Origin of the sequence: Actinoplanes sp. NPDC048796, assembly GCF_040650035.1 — a bacterium.
Lineage (GTDB): Bacteria > Actinomycetota > Actinomycetes > Mycobacteriales > Micromonosporaceae > Actinoplanes.
In genome coordinates this window covers 263,776-279,691 of the sequence record NZ_JBEZGO010000011.1, presented here as the reverse complement: position 1 = coordinate 279,691, position 15,916 = coordinate 263,776, and the positions used below count along the sequence as shown (strand labels likewise).

The 15,916-nt window shown below is 71.5% G+C and carries 16 protein-coding genes and 1 pseudogene; 8 read left to right on the top strand and 9 right to left on the bottom strand.

Annotated elements, in window-relative coordinates; genetic code table 11:
* Positions 1 to 210 precede the first annotated feature (210 nt).
* The gene (locus AB0C26_RS35420; RefSeq protein WP_360256612.1) at positions 211 to 381 is read right to left on the bottom strand and encodes a hypothetical protein; all 171 of its coding nucleotides are present in this window, start codon (positions 379 to 381) and stop codon (positions 211 to 213) included.
* A 215-nt stretch (positions 382 to 596) separates the two neighbouring features.
* Positions 597 to 2,021 carry a WYL domain-containing protein gene (locus AB0C26_RS35415; RefSeq protein WP_360256609.1) on the bottom strand — a complete coding sequence of 475 codons (1,425 nt, stop codon included), beginning with the start codon at positions 2,019 to 2,021 and terminating at the stop codon, positions 597 to 599.
* A 54-nt stretch (positions 2,022 to 2,075) separates the two neighbouring features.
* Between AB0C26_RS35415 and AB0C26_RS35410 the strand changes: the two genes are divergently transcribed.
* Entirely contained in the window at positions 2,076 to 2,468 is a 393-nt protein-coding gene (locus AB0C26_RS35410) for a VOC family protein (protein WP_360256606.1), read from the top strand.
* A gap of 188 nt (positions 2,469 to 2,656) precedes the next feature.
* Here AB0C26_RS35410 and AB0C26_RS35405 read toward each other — a convergent pair whose 3' ends face one another.
* Complete coding sequence (locus AB0C26_RS35405) at positions 2,657 to 3,316, bottom strand: GNAT family N-acetyltransferase (RefSeq protein ID WP_360256603.1); 660 nt, start codon at positions 3,314 to 3,316, stop codon at positions 2,657 to 2,659.
* 42 nt (positions 3,317 to 3,358) lie between these two features.
* On the opposite strand from AB0C26_RS35405, the gene AB0C26_RS35400 reads away from it, so the two are divergent.
* Both AB0C26_RS35400 and AB0C26_RS35395 read left to right on the top strand, forming a co-directional pair.
* Positions 3,359 to 3,916, top strand: a complete 558-nt coding sequence (locus tag AB0C26_RS35400) for a hypothetical protein (RefSeq protein WP_360256600.1) — start codon at positions 3,359 to 3,361, stop codon at positions 3,914 to 3,916.
* A 4-nt stretch (positions 3,917 to 3,920) separates the two neighbouring features.
* Entirely contained in the window at positions 3,921 to 6,617 is a 2,697-nt protein-coding gene (locus AB0C26_RS35395) for a cation-translocating P-type ATPase (RefSeq protein WP_360256597.1), read from the top strand.
* Here AB0C26_RS35395 and AB0C26_RS35390 read toward each other — a convergent pair.
* A complete protein-coding gene (locus AB0C26_RS35390) occupies positions 6,604 to 7,809 on the bottom strand; it encodes a cation:proton antiporter (RefSeq protein ID WP_360256594.1) in 1,206 nt (401 codons plus the stop codon). The genes AB0C26_RS35395 and AB0C26_RS35390 overlap by 14 nt on opposite strands.
* Positions 7,810 to 7,894: 85 nt before the next feature.
* Between AB0C26_RS35390 and ppk2 the strand changes: the two genes are divergently transcribed.
* The 4 genes and pseudogenes from ppk2 to AB0C26_RS35370 form a co-directional block, all read left to right on the top strand.
* A complete protein-coding gene (ppk2, locus tag AB0C26_RS35385; protein WP_360256591.1) occupies positions 7,895 to 8,707 on the top strand; it encodes a polyphosphate kinase 2 in 813 nt (270 codons plus the stop codon).
* 184 nt (positions 8,708 to 8,891) lie between these two features.
* A complete protein-coding gene (locus tag AB0C26_RS35380) occupies positions 8,892 to 9,743 on the top strand; it encodes a sulfotransferase domain-containing protein (RefSeq protein ID WP_360256588.1) in 852 nt (283 codons plus the stop codon).
* Positions 9,744 to 9,840: 97 nt separating this feature from the next.
* The gene (locus AB0C26_RS35375; RefSeq protein ID WP_360256585.1) at positions 9,841 to 11,010 is read left to right on the top strand and encodes a molybdopterin-binding protein; all 1,170 of its coding nucleotides are present in this window, start codon (positions 9,841 to 9,843) and stop codon (positions 11,008 to 11,010) included.
* Between the two features lie 112 nt (positions 11,011 to 11,122).
* Positions 11,123 to 11,302 (top strand): annotated as a pseudogene (locus tag AB0C26_RS35370) (sigma factor-like helix-turn-helix DNA-binding protein); the annotation flags it as partial.
* Between the two features lie 18 nt (positions 11,303 to 11,320).
* Here AB0C26_RS35370 and AB0C26_RS35365 read toward each other — a convergent pair.
* The 3 genes from AB0C26_RS35365 to AB0C26_RS35355 form a co-directional block, all read right to left on the bottom strand.
* Complete coding sequence (locus AB0C26_RS35365; RefSeq protein WP_360256582.1) at positions 11,321 to 11,986, bottom strand: Bax inhibitor-1 family protein; 666 nt, start codon at positions 11,984 to 11,986, stop codon at positions 11,321 to 11,323.
* Positions 11,987 to 12,096: 110 nt separating this feature from the next.
* Complete coding sequence (locus AB0C26_RS35360) at positions 12,097 to 12,465, bottom strand: SgcJ/EcaC family oxidoreductase (protein WP_360256579.1); 369 nt, start codon at positions 12,463 to 12,465, stop codon at positions 12,097 to 12,099.
* Positions 12,465 to 13,175, bottom strand: coding sequence for an SDR family oxidoreductase (locus AB0C26_RS35355; protein ID WP_360256576.1), 711 nt, complete (start codon positions 13,173 to 13,175; stop codon positions 12,465 to 12,467). The genes AB0C26_RS35360 and AB0C26_RS35355 overlap by 1 nt, the downstream gene beginning before the upstream one ends.
* A gap of 72 nt (positions 13,176 to 13,247) precedes the next feature.
* On the opposite strand from AB0C26_RS35355, the gene AB0C26_RS35350 reads away from it, so the two are divergent.
* Positions 13,248 to 14,165, top strand: a complete 918-nt coding sequence (locus AB0C26_RS35350; RefSeq protein WP_360256574.1) for a LysR family transcriptional regulator — start codon at positions 13,248 to 13,250, stop codon at positions 14,163 to 14,165.
* On the opposite strand, the gene AB0C26_RS35345 is transcribed toward AB0C26_RS35350, so the two are convergent.
* Together AB0C26_RS35345 and AB0C26_RS35340 are read right to left on the bottom strand one after the other, a co-directional pair.
* The gene (locus AB0C26_RS35345) at positions 14,162 to 15,109 is read right to left on the bottom strand and encodes an anti-sigma factor RsbA family regulatory protein (protein ID WP_360256572.1); all 948 of its coding nucleotides are present in this window, start codon (positions 15,107 to 15,109) and stop codon (positions 14,162 to 14,164) included. The genes AB0C26_RS35350 and AB0C26_RS35345 overlap by 4 nt on opposite strands.
* Positions 15,106 to 15,891 (bottom strand): MEDS domain-containing protein, encoded by a 786-nt coding sequence (locus AB0C26_RS35340; RefSeq protein ID WP_360256569.1) that lies wholly within the window; start codon positions 15,889 to 15,891, stop codon positions 15,106 to 15,108. The genes AB0C26_RS35345 and AB0C26_RS35340 overlap by 4 nt, the downstream gene beginning before the upstream one ends.
* Positions 15,892 to 15,916 lie beyond the last annotated feature (25 nt).

The following is a 15,916-nucleotide window of genomic DNA, read 5'->3' as shown; positions in this document are numbered from 1 at the left end:
GCCCTCGCCCTCGCCCTCGCCCTCGCCCTCGCCCTCGCCCTCGCCCTCGCCCTCGCCCTCGCCCTCGCCCTCGCCCTCGCCCTCGCCCTCGCCGACAGCGCTACCGTGCCCAGCCTCGGGCCGTCTACCCCCACGTCCCTCGTCAACAGCGCAACGGTCCTCGGCCGCCAGCGATCACTGCTACACGACCCAGCAACGACGCGGCCGGGCTCAGCCACCGACGGTCGCCGCCACATCGCTCGACGACGGCGCGGACGGCTCAACCGCTCGCATCACCGCCACCCCGCCCAGCAACGACCCGGCCGGCTCGTCCGGCTTGGACGGCTCGGGCGGCTCGGGCGGCTCGGGCGGCAGCCGGCGGCCCAGCGGCGGTCGGCCCAACGGCAGTCGGCCCAACGACAGACGGCCCAGCCGACGGTCCAGCGGGCGACGGCCCAACGGCAGTCGGCCCAACAGCAGACGGCCCAGCCGACGGTCCAGCGGGCGACGGCCCAACGGCAGTCGGCCCAACAGCAGACGGCCCAGCCGACGGTCCAGCGGGCGGCGACCCAGCGGCAGCCGGCGGCCCGGCAGCCGGCGGCTCAGCGGCGGTCGGCTCAGCCGTTGGCGTGCCGGGCCAGCCTGGTGGCCAGGTCGACGACCAGGGTACGGAGTTCCTCGGGCTCCTTGATGACGAACGGGCGGTCCAAAGCGGCCAGCGCCCGGGCGATCCAGTCAAGCTGCTCGGCGCGAACCTCCACGTCGTGCCAGGGGTCCTCGGCCTTCTCGGACTCCCAGGCCTGCCCGGACTCACCGGCCCTCCCCGACTGCCCGGTCCGCTCCGACTGCCCGGCCCTCCCCGACTGCCCGGCCGGCTCCAACTCCCCGGCCCGCCCGGAATCCCCAGCCCGACCAATCTCCCCAGCCTGCCCGGACTGCCGCCCAAAATCCCCAGCCCGGCCGGGCTCCCCAGCCAGGCCCAACTCCCCAGCCCGGCCGGACTCCCCAGCCAGGCCCAACCCCTCAGCCCGGCCGGACTCCCCAGCCAGGCCCAACCCCTCAGCCCGGCCGGACTCCCCAGCCAGGCCCAACCCCTCAGCCCGGCCGGACTCGCTAGCTCGCCCGGGCTTCCGGCCCAACTCCCAGGGCGGCCCTGATTGTTCGGTCTGCCGTGACTCGACCGGCTCCGCGGAAGCTCTGGATTGTTCGGGGTGCTCGGATTGTTGGGAATTGCCGGGCTCTGGGGGCGTCGTGATGATGGCGAGTGCGGCGGGGAAGCGTGACCGGATCTGGTTCTCGGTGGCCTGGATCCGCAGGCGGACGCGGTGGCGGTAGTCGGCTCGGGCCAGGCCGGTCAGTACCTCTTCGGCTGGGTTGTAGCCGGGTGGCTGGTCGAAGGTGCCGGGCTGCGGGCGGACGTCTGTCATTCGGTCCAGGCGGAAGGTGCGCTCCTCGCCGATCGCCGGGTCGGGTCCTCGTACGTACCACCGGCCCGAATGGGACACCAAGCCGTAAGGATGCAGGAGGCGTTCGGTTCGGCGGCCGTTGCCCGCCGTGTAGCGGAACGTCACCGGGCGGCGGTGACGGACCGCGTCGGCTACCGCCAAGAGGGTCGTCGTGTCGGGGGTGGCCGGTGAGCGTTCGGTGGCCGTGAAGCTGAGTGTTTCCAGGACGCTCTCGACTCGGTTTCCGAGGCGCTGCGGCAGCACTCGCCGGATTTTCGCGGCCGCGGTTTCGTCGGCGGCGCCGGCCATGGCGATCGGGCCGGTTCGGCGGCCCGCCACCAGGCCGAGCAGCACGGCCAGGGCCTCGTCGTCGCTGAACATGAGCGGGGGCATGCGGTAGCCCCGGGCCAGCCGGAAACCGCCGTACCGGCCGCGTACCGACTCGACCGGAATGTCCAGTTCGAGGAGGTGGGTGACGTAGCGCCGGACGGTTCGCTCGTCCACGCCGAGCCGGTCGGCCAGTTCCGCTGCCCGGCGGACGCCGCCCGACTGGAGGAGTTCCAGCAGTGTGAGCACCTGAGCTGTCGGCCGCGCCACATGAGTGACTATACCGGGCGGAACCTGTCCGGTATCAGTTCTAGCGTCGCTGCCATGAACCTCACGTCACTGCGCGTCATCACCGCCGACATCAACCGGCTGGTCGCCTTCTATGAGCGGGCCACCGGTGCCACCGCCACGTGGTCGACCCCGGACTTCGCCGAGATCGCCACTGCGGGCGCCACCCTGGCCATCGGCAGTGAGCGCACCGTCCCGCTGTTCTCCCCCGGCTCCGCCCACGCCGCCGACAACCGCTCCGTCATCATCGAGTTCCTGGTCGCTGACGTGGACGCCACCCACGAAAAGCTTGCCGACGCCACGATCGTCGCCCCGCCCACCACAATGCCCTGGGGCAATCGTTCGCTGCTGCTCCGCGACCCCGACGGCAACCTGGTCAACTTCTTCACGCCCGTGACGCCCGCCGCCAAGTCCAAGTTCGGCGTCTGAACGAGGCGACCGCCCAGCGGATCAGCCGAAGGTGCGGCTGCCAGGCCCGCCGATGCCGCTGGTCGGGCGCACCGAGGCCGCCGCCGGCGTGGGAGAAGACGGGCCACGCCACCGCCCGCGCAGGAAAGCGAGCCAGAAGGAAAGCGAGCCAGGGAGAAGGCGGGAGAAAGCGGGCGGCGGAACGCCGGCTACGGCCGTATCCACTCCTGCCAGGTGCCGACGTCGTGGAAGCCGAGGCGGTGGTAAAGATGTAGGCCCTCCGGGGTCGACTGGAGGGTGGCGTGGGTCTCGCCTCGGGTGCGGGCGTCGTGCAGTGCCCGGGTCATGACGGCGTGTGCCAGGCCTCGGCGCTGGAACTCGGCGCGAGTGGTGACGAACGAGATGTTGGTGACCGTGTCCGTTGTCATTGCTATGGCCCAGGACTCCCAGCCGGCGGTGGCGTAGCCGTACGTGTGCCGCACCTCCGCCAGCATCGCTCGGCCTACGCCGCTGTGTTCGGCCACGTCGCCGGGGGCTGCCCGCACCACCTCGACCGCCGGAGTCCCCTTCCATGTGCTCAGGTCGAGCACCATCGGCACCGTGCGCTCGTCACGCTGGTAGCCGGCCGCCTCCAGCGCCCGGTCGAGGGCCGGGTCCGGCTCCCGCACCCACACCGCGTGGGGGCGCTCGGCGAAGACCTTTTCGATCGTGGCCAGGCCCTCCGGCGTACGCAACAGCGCGTTGCACAACGCCGGATGTGAATGCGTCATCGTGACCGCGTCCGGGCCGGCCACCACTTCGCCCGCCGGGTCCGCCTCGGCCAGCAGGCGCCACGAGGTGATCAGGGAGGTCTCGTGCAGCGGGAACACGCCGCCCACCGTAGCGGGCCGGCGTCGTGGCACGCTGTCCGGATGAATCCGCCGTTGTCGGAACCGGTCGCGTTGAAGCCGGTCGACCGTACGCACCGGGCCGTGCTCAGCAATCTCGGTCAGCTGTTCCGCCACGATCTCTCGCAGTGGTACGGGCTGCTGCCCAACGACGACGGCACCTTCAACGACCGGCAACTCGACCACTTCCTGACCGGCGCCGACCCGGAGCGCCGCGCCTTCCTGATCACCGTCGCCGGCCGCACCGCCGGCTATGTCATGACGGCCCCGGCCGAGGGAGGTGGCACCTCGATCACCGCCTTCTTCGTGGTCCGGGCCCTTCGCCGTACGGGCGTCGGCCGTACCGCCGCGATTTTGACCGTCGCCCGGTTCCCGGGGCGGTGGCGGATCGGCTTTCAGCGCTACAACCCGGGTGTCGAGGCCTTCTGGTCCGGGGTGGCCACCGCGGTCGTGGGCGACAAGTGGGAGATAAACGACGGCCCGCGGCCCGAGTCGCGGCCGCCGGACACGTTCATCACCTTCACCACGGAGGGCTCATCCCCGCCGGATGAGGTAGGCGCGGTGGGCGGGCGCTCAACCTAGGGCGATGACGAGCACCATCGACCATTGGTACGACCAGCGCGCCGACCAGGTGGTCGCCGCCGTCCACAGCGACCAGCAGCGCGGCCTCACCAGCGCCGAGGCGGCCGGCCGCCTGGCCCGTAACGGGCCCAACACGATCGCCGCCGAGAAACCGCCCTCGATCCTGGCGGTGGCGCTGGAACAGCTACGCGACCCGATGAACCTCATGCTCGTGGCCGTCATCGTGGTCAGCGTCCTGATCGGCGAGGTGTCGACGGCGCTCATCGTCGGCTTCCTGATCCTGCTCAACATCGTGCTCGGCGCCCGGCAGGAGCTGGCCGCCCGGGCCAGCGTCGACGCGCTGTCGCGGATGCAGGTGCCGCAGGCCCGGGTGATCCGCGACGGCGAGGTGACGCTGGTGCCCGCGCCCGGTGTCGTGGCCGGTGACATCGTGCAGCTCGAGGCGGGCGACCTGGTGCCCGCGGACGGGCGGATCCTGCGCTCGGCCACCTGCGAGACGCAGGAGGCGGCGCTGACCGGGGAGAGCGCGCCCGTCGCCAAGAGCGCCGGCGCCCTCGACTCGGACGATGTCGGGCTCGGCGACCAGGCCAACATGCTGTTCCAGAACACCTCGGTCACCCGCGGCACGGCGACCATGGTGGTCACCGCGACCGGCATGAACACCCAGATGGGCCGGATCGCGACGATGCTGACCAGCGTCACGCGCACCCGGTCGCCGCTGCGCAAGGAGCTCGACACCCTCACCCGGGTGCTGGGGATCATCGCGTGGACCGCCGTCGCGTTCATCGTGGTGGTCGGCTGGATCCGCGGCATGGACGTCGACGACCTGCTGTTGCTGGGCACGGCCATGGCGATCTCGGCCATTCCGACCGGCATGCCGGCCTTCGTCTCGGCGCTGCTCTCGCAGGGCGCCCAGCGGCTGGCCGCGGCCAAGGCCGTGGTGAAGAACCTGACCGACGTGGAGACGCTGGGCGCGACGAGCGCCATCAACACCGACAAGACCGGCACGCTGACGATGAACGAGATGATGGTCTCGACCGTCTACTCGGCCGGCGCCTGGTTCGGCGTCACCGGCGAGGGTTACGCGAAGACCGGGCGGCTCACCTCGGTCGCCGGGGCGCCCGTCCCCGACTTCACCCGGCTCGCCCTGGGCCTGGCGCTCGACAGCGACGCCACGGTCAGCGACCGGGGCGACGTGGTGGGCGACCCGACCGAGGCGGCGCTGGTGGTGCTGGCGGCCAAGCTGGGCGTCGACGCCGAGCAGACCCGGCACGCCTATCCCCGGCTGGCCGAGGTGCCGTTCGACTCCGACTACAAGTTCATGGCCACCTTCCACCGCGTGGAGCTCGACGGCGTCTCGCAGATCATCGAGCTGGTCAAGGGCGCGCCCGACGTCGTGCTCGCCCGCTGCAGCCGGGCCGGCAAGGCGGTGGGGCCGCAACAGCCGATTGATGAGGTACGGACGGAGCTCGTGGCCGCCAACGAGAAGCTGGCCTCGGACGGGTTGCGGGTGCTGGCCTTCGCGGCGCGGGTCGTCGACCCGTCGGAGTCGCTGGACGACCCCATGGCGCTCACCACCAACCTGGTCTTCGTGGGCATGGTCGGCATCATCGACCCGCTGCGGGCCGAGGCCCGCGACGCCGTCCAGGTGGCGTTGCGGGCCGGCATCGACGTCCGCATGATCACCGGCGACCACGCGGTGACCGCCCAGGCGATCGGCCGCACGCTGGGGCTCGGACCCGGCGCGGTCAGCGGCGCCGAGCTGGCCACCATGTCCGAGGAGGAGCTGACCCGCCGCCTGCCCGAGCTGCACGTCTTCGGCCGGGTGTCCCCCGAGGACAAGCTGCGCCTGGCCCGGTCGATGCAGGCTCAGGGCCTGATCGTGGCGATGACCGGCGACGCCGTCAACGACGCGGCCGCCCTCAAGCAGGCCGACATCGGCGTCGCCATGGGCAGCGGCAGCGAGGTGACGAAACAGGCCGCCCGCATGATCCTGACCGACGACAACTTCGGCACGCTCGTCCGGGCCATCGAGATCGGCCGCCGGGTCTACGACAAGATCGTGGCGTACGTCCGCTATCAGATGACCCAGCTGCTGTCGCTGGTGCTGCTGTTCGTCGCGGCCACCGCGTTCGACCTCAACGAGGGCGTCGCCCTGACCCCGTCGATGGTCCTGTATCTGCTCTTCACCTGCACCGTCCCCGGCGTGGTCATCATCGCCATGGACCCGGGCGACCCGGCCGTGATGAGCCGTCCACCGCGCGACCCCGGGATGCCGATCAGCAACCGTACGGCGGTGAGTTTCTGGCTTCTGTACGCGGTGGTGCTGTTCCTGGCCGCGCTGGTCCCCCTGATCTTCGGCCCCAACGTGACGATGGCGTTCGCCGTGATGGGCTTCGGCACCGTCTTCAACGCCCTGGCCAACCGCCGTGACCCGGCCAGCGGCCTGCGCCCGCCGCTGCTGAGGGCCGCGGCCGTGGGGCTGATCCCGGTGGCCTTCGTCGTCCTGGCCACCCAGGCCGGCTTCCTGCGCGGCAGCCTCGGCTCCGAGGCCCTGACCGGCCGGCAGTGGCTGGCCTGCCTGGGCCTGGCGCTGGCCCTTCCGGTGGTCATCGAGCTGAGCAAGCTGATCCGGCGTTCCCGCGCTCATCGCGCCGGCAGCGACCCGGCCGTACCCTCCGAAAGGCTCACGGCTGCTTGAGGTGATGGGGGCCCAGACGGGCGGCGGGGGCCGGGCCGGTCTCCGCCGAGGGCCGGCCGCCCGCGCCGTAGCGGGCGGCCAGCGGGCCGGCGGAGAGGCCGTGGGCGACCACGCTGATCAGGACGGTCAGGACGATCACGGCCACCGCGGCGTCGGCCGAGGGGCCCAGCTCCTCGACGGCCAGCAGGGCGAAGACGATCGAGGCCAGGCCGCGCGGCCCGAACCAGCCGACGAACAGGACCGTACGGCGGCCGAACCGCGCCCCGATCAGGCTCAGCGCCACCGGCGCCATCCGGATCACGGTCAGGCTCAGCACGGCGTAGAGCAGCATCGCCCACGTCCAGCGGGACGGGAGCAGCGGCACGGCGATGGCCCCGAAGGCGGTCCACACCAGCAGCGAGGCCAGGCCGGCCGTCTGCTCCACGTAGAACACCTCGCGGGGGCCACCCCGGCCGGCCACGTGCCCGAAGGCGAGGCCCGCGGCGAAGGCGGCCACGAACCCGTTCGCGTGGGCCGCCACCGACCCGGCGTACGCCAGCAGCGCCAGCGCGAGCACGGCCGGACCGGCGAAGCTTTCCCCGGCCGTACGCAGCAATTTGCCACCCGCCGAGCCGGCGGCGACCCCGATGAGCGCCCCACCGGCCAACTGGAGAACGGCCGTCAGCAGGGGCGCGCCGGACGCGGCGCCGGCCAGCGCGATCACGACGACCGGGGTGACGATGCCGTCGTTGACGCCGCTTTCGACGTTGAGGATGCGGCGGATGCGGGCCGGCACCGCGGGATGGGTGATGACCACGGCGCCCAGCGCGGCGTCGGTCGGGGCGAGCGCGGCCCCCACCAGCAGCGCCAGCCACAGGTCGGGCAGGCCGAGCAGCCACCACGCGAGAACCGTTCCGGCCACCACGGTGACCGGCAGGGCCAGGCCGAGCAGCCGCCCGTACACCCCGGCGTCGCGGCGCAGCTCGCGCGGGCCCACCCGCGAGGCGTCGGAGAACAGCACCCACACCAGCGTCGCCTCGGTCAGCGCGGCGACGCCCTCGGTGTGCCGGTCGACGTCGAAGGCCAGCCCGAGCGTCACGCCGGCCGCGACGAAGACCATGGGCGCGGTCAGGTTGAGGCGTTCCAGGCGGGTGGCGAGCACGCCCCAGGCGAAGACGGCGAGCGCTACCAACACCACGGCACCGACGGTCATGGCCGATCCGACCATGACGCCGTACGGCCGGAAACCACCCCGGGCGGATGAGGGGCGAGCCCGCCCGGTGGTCCATCTTTCTGGGATGGGCCACCACGAGGACGCCGGGACTCCGCCGCGGATGAAACGCAAGGAGTACGACCACGAGCTGCGCCGCCTGCACGGCGAGCTGGTCGCGTTGCAGGAGTGGGTGAAGGACACCGGCGCGAAGATCTGCGTGGTGTTCGAGGGCCGGGACACGGCCGGCAAGGGCGGCATGATCAAGGCGATCACCGAGCGGGTGAGCCCGCGGGTCTTCCGGGTCGTCGCGCTGCCCGCGCCGAGCGACCGCGAGCGCTCCCAGATGTACCTGCAGCGCTATGTGCCCCACCTGCCCGGGGCCGGCGACGTGGTGATCTTCGACCGCAGCTGGTACAACCGGGCCGGCGTGGAGCGGGTGATGGGATTCTGCAGCGAGGACCAGGCCCAGAGCTTCCTCCGGGTGGTGCCCGGGGTGGAACAGGCCATGGTCGACTCCGGCATCACCCTGATCAAGTACTGGCTCGAGGTGACACCGGAGGAGCAGACCCGCCGGCTGGAGAGCCGGATCAACGATCCCCGCAAAGTGTGGAAGCTGTCCGATCTGGACCTGCTCTCGTACAGCCGGTGGTACGACTACTCGAGGGCGCGCGACGACATGTTCCGCGCGACCGACACCGCGTGGGCACCGTGGTACGTGGTGGACAACAACGACAAGAAGCGCGGCCGGCTCAATCTGATCACGCATCTGCTCGCCACCGTCGCGTACCAGCCGCTGAAGCCGGCCGACGTGAAGCTTCCGCGCCGGCAGAAAGCGAACGGATACCGGGAGCCGAGTCTGCCCGTCGTACACATTCCGACGCCGTACTCGCAAGCCTGAAGCTTTTTCGCGGCGTTTTAACAGCAAGCGCACAGGTCGTCTTCTGCACCTAGTGGGCCGACTTTGTTGTAAAGTCCGTCTACCCAACCGTTTACGCAGGTCATACCGCGTAAACGAAGATCAACTTGGGATCACACTGTCCTGATACGTCTCCCCCTGCCACCGAAAGACAAGGGCTCAGACGATGTTGAACAGCGCTGTCCTGTACGCCAAACACCACACGCCGAACGCGGCCCGTGTCTTCGCACGCCGCGCCATGCTGGAGGCGCACAACACCAAACTGCGCATGACCGTGCCGGTCGTGGCCCGCTCCGAATACACCAATGTCTACCACTGCGCGATTCGCAAGACCGCCAGCCAATGGGTGAAGGCGATCTTCAGCGATCCGATCGTGTTCCGCCATTCCGGGCTGCTCACCTATGACCCGCGCTACTACAACTGGAGCCATCCGAACCTCTGCCCGCCCGGCCGCGTGGCGCTGTCGCTGTTCATCGCGCGGGACCGCTACGACCAGGTCGACAAGCCGGCCGACCACCGCGCCTTCTACGTGCTGCGCGACCCGCGCGACCTCGTGGTCTCCAGCTACTTCTCCAACCGCGACTCGCACTCGCCGATGGGCGACGTGCTCGAACTGCGCCGCGAACTCCAGGCCAGGCCCAAGAAGGAGGGCCTGATCTTCCTGATCGAGGACCTGGCGGCCAAGGGGCGGTTCGATTCGCTCAAGTCCTGGGTCAACGCCCCCGCGTCCGAGGAGGTGCGTCTTTTCCGGTACGAGGACCTGACCGGCGAGCACCAGGCGCGGGAGGTCGACGCCCTGATGCGCCACTGCGGCATCCACATCCCGCCGGACGACCTGGCCACGCTGCTGGGCCGGTACAGCTTCTCGCGGATGAACGACCGCCAGGGCAACGGCGCGGTCTCGCACTACCGCAAGGGCGAACCGGGCGACTGGCGCAACCACTTCGACGACGACATCCAGGAGGCCTTCGCCCAGGCGACGGGCGACCTGGTGGAAAGGCTGGGCTACCAGCGGTAGGGCGACGGCCGGGTATGAAGACCACCACGATCATGCCCGGCCGTCCCGGCAGGGAAGTAAGGTCGTCACAACACCGGGACGCCCGCTTGGAGAGGTTGTGGCCGCACAGACAGCCTGGTCCGAGGCGTACGCCATCGCCACGACCACGCCGAAGCCACTGCCGTCCACACCAGTCGCGGTGGAGGCGGCGGCCGGTCGTGTCCTGGCGGCGCCCATCGAGGCTCTACGGCCGGTCCCGGCTTTCGACACGGCGGCCATGGACGGGTACGCCGTGGCCGGCGACGGCCCGTGGACGGTGACCGGGCAGCTGCTGGCCGGCGCTGTCCACAGCCCCCCACTGCGGCCCGGAACCGCGGTGGAGATAGCCACCGGCGCGGTCGTCCCCGAGGGCACCGCAGCGGTCCTGCCCTATGAGGACAGCCTTCGCAACGGCGACAGCGTGACGGCCCACCCCAGCGCGGGCCGTCGTGTTCACATCCGCCGCGCCGGCGACGACGTCCGTCCCGGGGACGTACTCGTCGCGGCCGGGCGGACCGTCAACGCCACGATCGCGGCGGCGGCCGTCCAGGCCGGGGCCGAGCAAGTCGCGGCCCACCGCCGGCCGACGGTGACGCTGCTGGTCACCGGCAACGAGGTCATCGACAGCGGGGTGCCCGGGCCGGGCCAGGTACGCGACAGCTTCACCGGCCTGGTCTCGGCGGTGGCGGTCCGGGCCGGTGCGGACCCGGTCGTACGCCGCCACGTGCGCGACGTCGCGGCCCTGCTCGAGTCCGGGCTCACCGCCGCCCGCACCGACGTCGTCGTCGTGTCCGGTTCGTCGTCGGCCGGCGCCGCCGACCACCTGCACGGCGTGCTCGGCCGGATGGGCGCGACCTGGCACGTGCGCGGCGTCGCCTGCCGCCCCGGCCACCCGCAGGCCCTGGCGGAACTACCCGACGGCCGGTGGGTGGTCAGCCTGCCCGGCAACCCGTTCGCCGGCCTGGTGGCCGCCCTGACCCTGCTCGAGCCGGTGCTCACGGCGCTCGGCGGCCGCCCACCGCTGCCACTCCCCGAGGTCCCGGTCCACGGATCCGCCAAGCTGATGCCGACCGGCGTCCGCATCGTCCCCGTCCACCGCGACGACCGGTGCCGCCGGCGCGGCGGCTGGCGGATCGTGGCGGAGACGAGTTCGGCCGGGCTGCAGGCGGCGGCGAGGGCCGATGCTCTCGCCGTACTGCCCGAGAGCTGGGCCGATGGCGACCCGGCGCCGATTCTGGCCGTGCCCTAACGGGTCTCGGCCCCTTTTCTGATCGGCATTCCGACAATAAGATTCGGTGAACCGGCTCGCGATGTGCCCGTGACGATCGCGTCACCGCTCGCGTTCAAGGCGAGCAAAGCGGCTGCGCCGGGCCGTGGGCGGGCTCAGCCAGGCAGACCGGACGATCCTGGCCGAGCTCTCCATCGAGGGCCGCTCCACCCGGGAGACGGCCGACCGGCTCGGCGTGCCGGTCGGCACCGTCAAGTCCCGGGCACGCTACGCCCTGCTCACCCTCAAGAACGCCCTTTTCCGGACCTCGTGAGGACCAGCGGACCGGGATTCACCTGTCGTCGGTACGCCCACTGAAGATGTTCAGGAAGAACAGGAACACGTTCAGGATGTCCAGGAAGATCGACGCGGCCAGCAGGGGCGCCGAGTCGATGTCGGTGTTGCGGCGCAGCCGCTGGAAGTCCACGAGCGTCAGCGCGGCGAAGATGACCAGGCCGAGGATCGAGTAGATGAGCGCGCCGTTCGGGATGTTCACGAAGATCAGGACGATGCTGAAGGCGATCAGCGCCAGCAGCGCCCAGAACGCGAACCGGGCCACCTGGCTCAGGTCACGCCGGGTCGCGTAGCCGGCCGAGCCGAACCCGGCGATGAACAGCGCCGTCGCGCCGCCGGCCTGCCACAGCGCCCGCGGGTCCTGGCTGGCATAGAAGGCCAGCGTGGGCGCCACCGCGAGCCCGATGAACAGCCCGAACAGCGCCAGCAGGCCGACCGTCCACTCGCGGGAGCGGCGGGCGGTGAACTGCATGCCGATCAACGCGCCGAACGACAGGATGTACGAGATGATGGCGGCTCCGCCGCCCAGGTCGCGCCCCAGGTAGGCGCCCAGGGCGAACAGAGCCGCCGTTCCGGCCACGAACGCCATCGTGCGTGCGAACAGGGCGTGGCTCTGGTCCCGGGCAGCGACCCCCGCCGGCCGGTAGGCGATCGAGTCATTCATGACTGCACCTTCTTCCTTCGACCAGAACCACGTACCCGCCCGCCTCCTGTTCAGGATCCGGACGAGAGTGCTGTCACACAGTGGCGCCGCCCACCGCATCGCCGGCTTGATCAGACCCGGGGTGAGACGTGGTAGTGGGCGAGACGCCAGCCCTCGGTGGTGCGGCGGGCCACGACGGTCAGGTTGAGCAGGGCGCGAACCTCGGAACCGACCGTGAAGTCGGCCTCGGCCCAGCCCAGCACGGCCTCGTCGCCGAGGTGACGGACGGCCAGGAGCCGGTAGTCGACCGTCAGGCCGGCCGGCTGACCGGCGTAGTAGCGCTCGACGCCGGGACGGCCGATCGTGTGCGGCTGGAGGCCCTGGAAGACCGCGTCCTCGGTGAACAGCGACGCCACGCCCTCGGCGTCGTGCTCGGCGATCGCGGTCTGCCAGGCGTCCAGCAAGGGGCGGAGAACCGCCTCGTCCAGGAAGTCGGTCATCAGTGGCCCGCGCTCTGGCCGCCGTCGACATGCAGGATCTCGCCGGTCACGAACGGCGCCTTCTCCAGGAACAGGATGGCGTCCGTGATGTCGCTGATCGCGCCCATGTGGCCCACCGGGTGCAGGGCCGACAGGAACTCGTGCGTCTCGGCCGGGTGCATCGGCGTGGCGATGATGCCCGGGGAGACGGCGTTGAAGCGGATGCCGCTCTTGGCGTACTCGATCGCCAGGCTCTTGGTCGCCGAATTGAGGCCGCCCTTGGTGAGCGAGGCGAAGACCGAGGCGAGCGCGCTGACCGGGTGATCGGTGAGCGTGGTGGTGATGGTGACGACGTGACCGCCCTCGCCGCGGGCCAGCATGGCCTCGACCGCCTTCTGGGTGACCACGACGAAGCCGCGCAGGTTGATCGCGGTGACCGCGTCGAAGTCCTCGGCGGTGTACTCGGTGAACGGCTTGGCGATGAAGACGCCGGCGTTGTTGATGACGGTGTCGACCCGGCCGAACTCCTTCAGGGCGGTCTCGACGATCAGCGCGCCCACGGCCGGGTCGGCGATGTCGCCCGGCACGGTCACGATCCCGGGATCGGTCGAGGGCGCGATGGAGCGCGAGTTCGCGACGACGTTCCAGCCGAGCGCGCGGTACGCGGCGACGGTGGCGGCGCCGATCCCCTGGGAGGCACCGGTGACGACAGCTACCTTGTTGTTTGTCATGACCAGAGAGTGCGTCGGGTTCGGATCGAGCCGCACGACTGCTTTCCTCCCTCGTGAGAGGCTGCCCCTACCATGGAGCTCCGCCAGCTGCGCTACTTCGTCGCGGTCGCCGAGGAACTGAGCTACGCCCGCGCCGCCGAGCGCCTGCGCATCGCCGGCCCGTCGCTGTCCCAGCAGATCAAGGCGCTCGAACGGGACCTCGGCACGCAGCTGTTCGACCGCGACCGCCGCACGGTCCGCCTGACCGCGGCCGGGCAGGCGCTGCTCCCCCGCACCAGGGCGCTGCTCGAACACGCGGACGACCTCCGGCGTACGGCCAAAGGCCTGGCGATGAATCAGCCCGTACGCCTGGGCTACGTCAACTGGCGGCCGCCCGACCTGGAACAGCGGGCCGCCGGCGTGGCCCAGCTGCTGGTCGACGCGTGGGTGCTGCCGTCGCACGCGCAGGCCGCCCGGGTCGTCGACGGGAGCCTCGACCTGGCCATCTGCTGGGTGCCGGCCACCACGGTCACCGAGGACAAGCTGGAGGCGCGGCTGCTCGGCTCGGACCGGCTCTACGCCATCGGGCCCGGCACGGACGGCGACCCGGTCCGCGCCGCCGACACCGTCGTCCTGATCGACGCCGACGAGACCAGCTGGTCGTCGTGGAACCGCTGGGCGCTGGCGATGGCCGCGGAGACCGGCGCCCGGGTCGAGTACGTGAACGAGGGCGGCGTCACCGGGACGGCGTTCTTCGACCACGTACGCCGGCTGCGCCGCCCGGTGGTCAACAACCCGAAGAGCCAGACCGCGCCGGTGCCGCCCGACCTGGTGGCCCGCCCCATCCGGCAGCCGGCGCCGTACTGGACGTGGTCGCTGGTCTCCCGCATCGACGAGCCGCGGCCGGTGGTGAAGGCCGTGGTCGAGGCGCTGACCCGGTCGGTCGACCGGACCTGCCTCGACGACCCCAACGCGTGGCTGTCACCGGAGGACCCGCACCGCCCGTCTTAGCCGGCGGCCAGCCTGATCGTGAAGCCGCCGGCGTCGCGGTACATGGCGACGTGGTCGCAGGACTGGTGGGCGATCCACAACCCCAGCCCGCCCTCCAGGCCGTCGCCGGTGGGCAGCAGGCCGGCGAACGGGTCCTTCGGGCCCGAGCCGCCGTCGGTGACGGTCACGACGATGCGGTCGGCGGAACTCCACAGGCGCAGCCGCACCGGGGCGCGACCGTGCCGGTAGGCGTTCGCCACCGCCTCGCTGACCGCGACGACCAGGTCGTCCACGTCGTCCGGGTCGAGACGGCCGTCGTCGGCGTCACGCACGGCCTGCCGGGCGTCGCCCAGCGTGGGTTCGGCGATGTCGGCCCGCGGCGCCGCACGCTGCAGCGGGTCCGGCACCGGAGGGCGGCGGTCGCTGAGGAAGGTCACCGGGTCGACGTACGTCTCGTTCGGCACGTGCCGGCCGTCGGGCATCGCGGTCCGCGGGTGCGTCCGCAGCACGTCCTCGCGCACCTGGACCGGTGCGGTGCGCATGTCGTACGCGCACATGCTCCAGAGCGGGAACTCGTCGTACGCGTGGTTGATCGCCGACTCGTACCGGGCCCAGGAGTCCCAGGCCGGCCCGAACACCTCGGCGGTCAGCTCGCCGATGATCCGGATCTGCGGCGCGCCGGCGGCCACGTGGCCGGCCAGCAATTTGCGGTACGCCCGGATGGCGCCGGCCGGGCGCGCGTACATCGCCCCGCCGGACATGAAGGTGACCGGCACATCGCCGGGCAGCGCCGCCCGGACGACCCCGGCGGCCCGCTCCCCCAGCGCCACGATCGTGGGCTCGCCGGCGGTGACCCCGCCGAGCAGGAAAGGCACGGCCACGGCGAGCAGATCGTCGTCGGAGTCGTAGCAGACAGCCTCGTGGTAGTAGCCGTGGTAGCCGGCCGCGGCCCCGGTCCTGGTCATCGGGCCGCCTCCACCCGCACGTGGGGGAGGTCGAGCAGGCCGGCGAGGCGGGCCACCGCACCGAGCGGGGTGCGCAGCACCGCCGTGGTGCGCTGCGACTCGGCGTACCGCTGCAACGCCAGAAGGGCCCGATGGTCGATGAACCGCAACCCGGTCGCGTCCACCACCACCTCGCCGTCGGCCCGGTCCAGGTCGGTACGGCGCAGCGCCGTCGCGAACAGGTCCTCGGCCGAGAGGTCCAACTCGCCCTCGAGCACCGCCTCGGCGCTGGTCGCGCCCGGGTGCAGTTGGAAGCTCACGCCGGCCGCGTGGCTCGACTCGTGCAGGCAGGCCAGCTCGGCCACGGCGCGTTCGCCCAGCTCTCCACGGTTGTAGGCGCAGACGGCGCTCATCGGGTGGTGCCGCATGTAGCGGCCGATCACATACTCGTACCGGGCGAAAGCATCACGCTGCTCGTCCGTGCGCACCAGCGGCGTCACGTCGGCCACCACCCGGAAACCGGTGAAACCGGCCGCGAGGGCGTCCTCGGTCGCGGCGGCGTAGGCGGCCACCTGCCGGGCCGGGTCGACGACCTCGTGGGTCGCGTACGCCTCGGCGAACCGGATGACGCGTACGGCGTCCCCACCCGGCAGGCCGGTCACGTCGGCATGCTGGCTGGGGACGAACCAGACCCGCTCGCCGGCCGCCAGCGCCTGATCGACGCACCGACGGGCGTACGCGTCGAAAAGACCTTGATCCTCATATGACCAGCACTCGTGCCCGGCCTTCGGGGCCGGTCTCATGCGCCGGACACCGTGGCACTGTTCA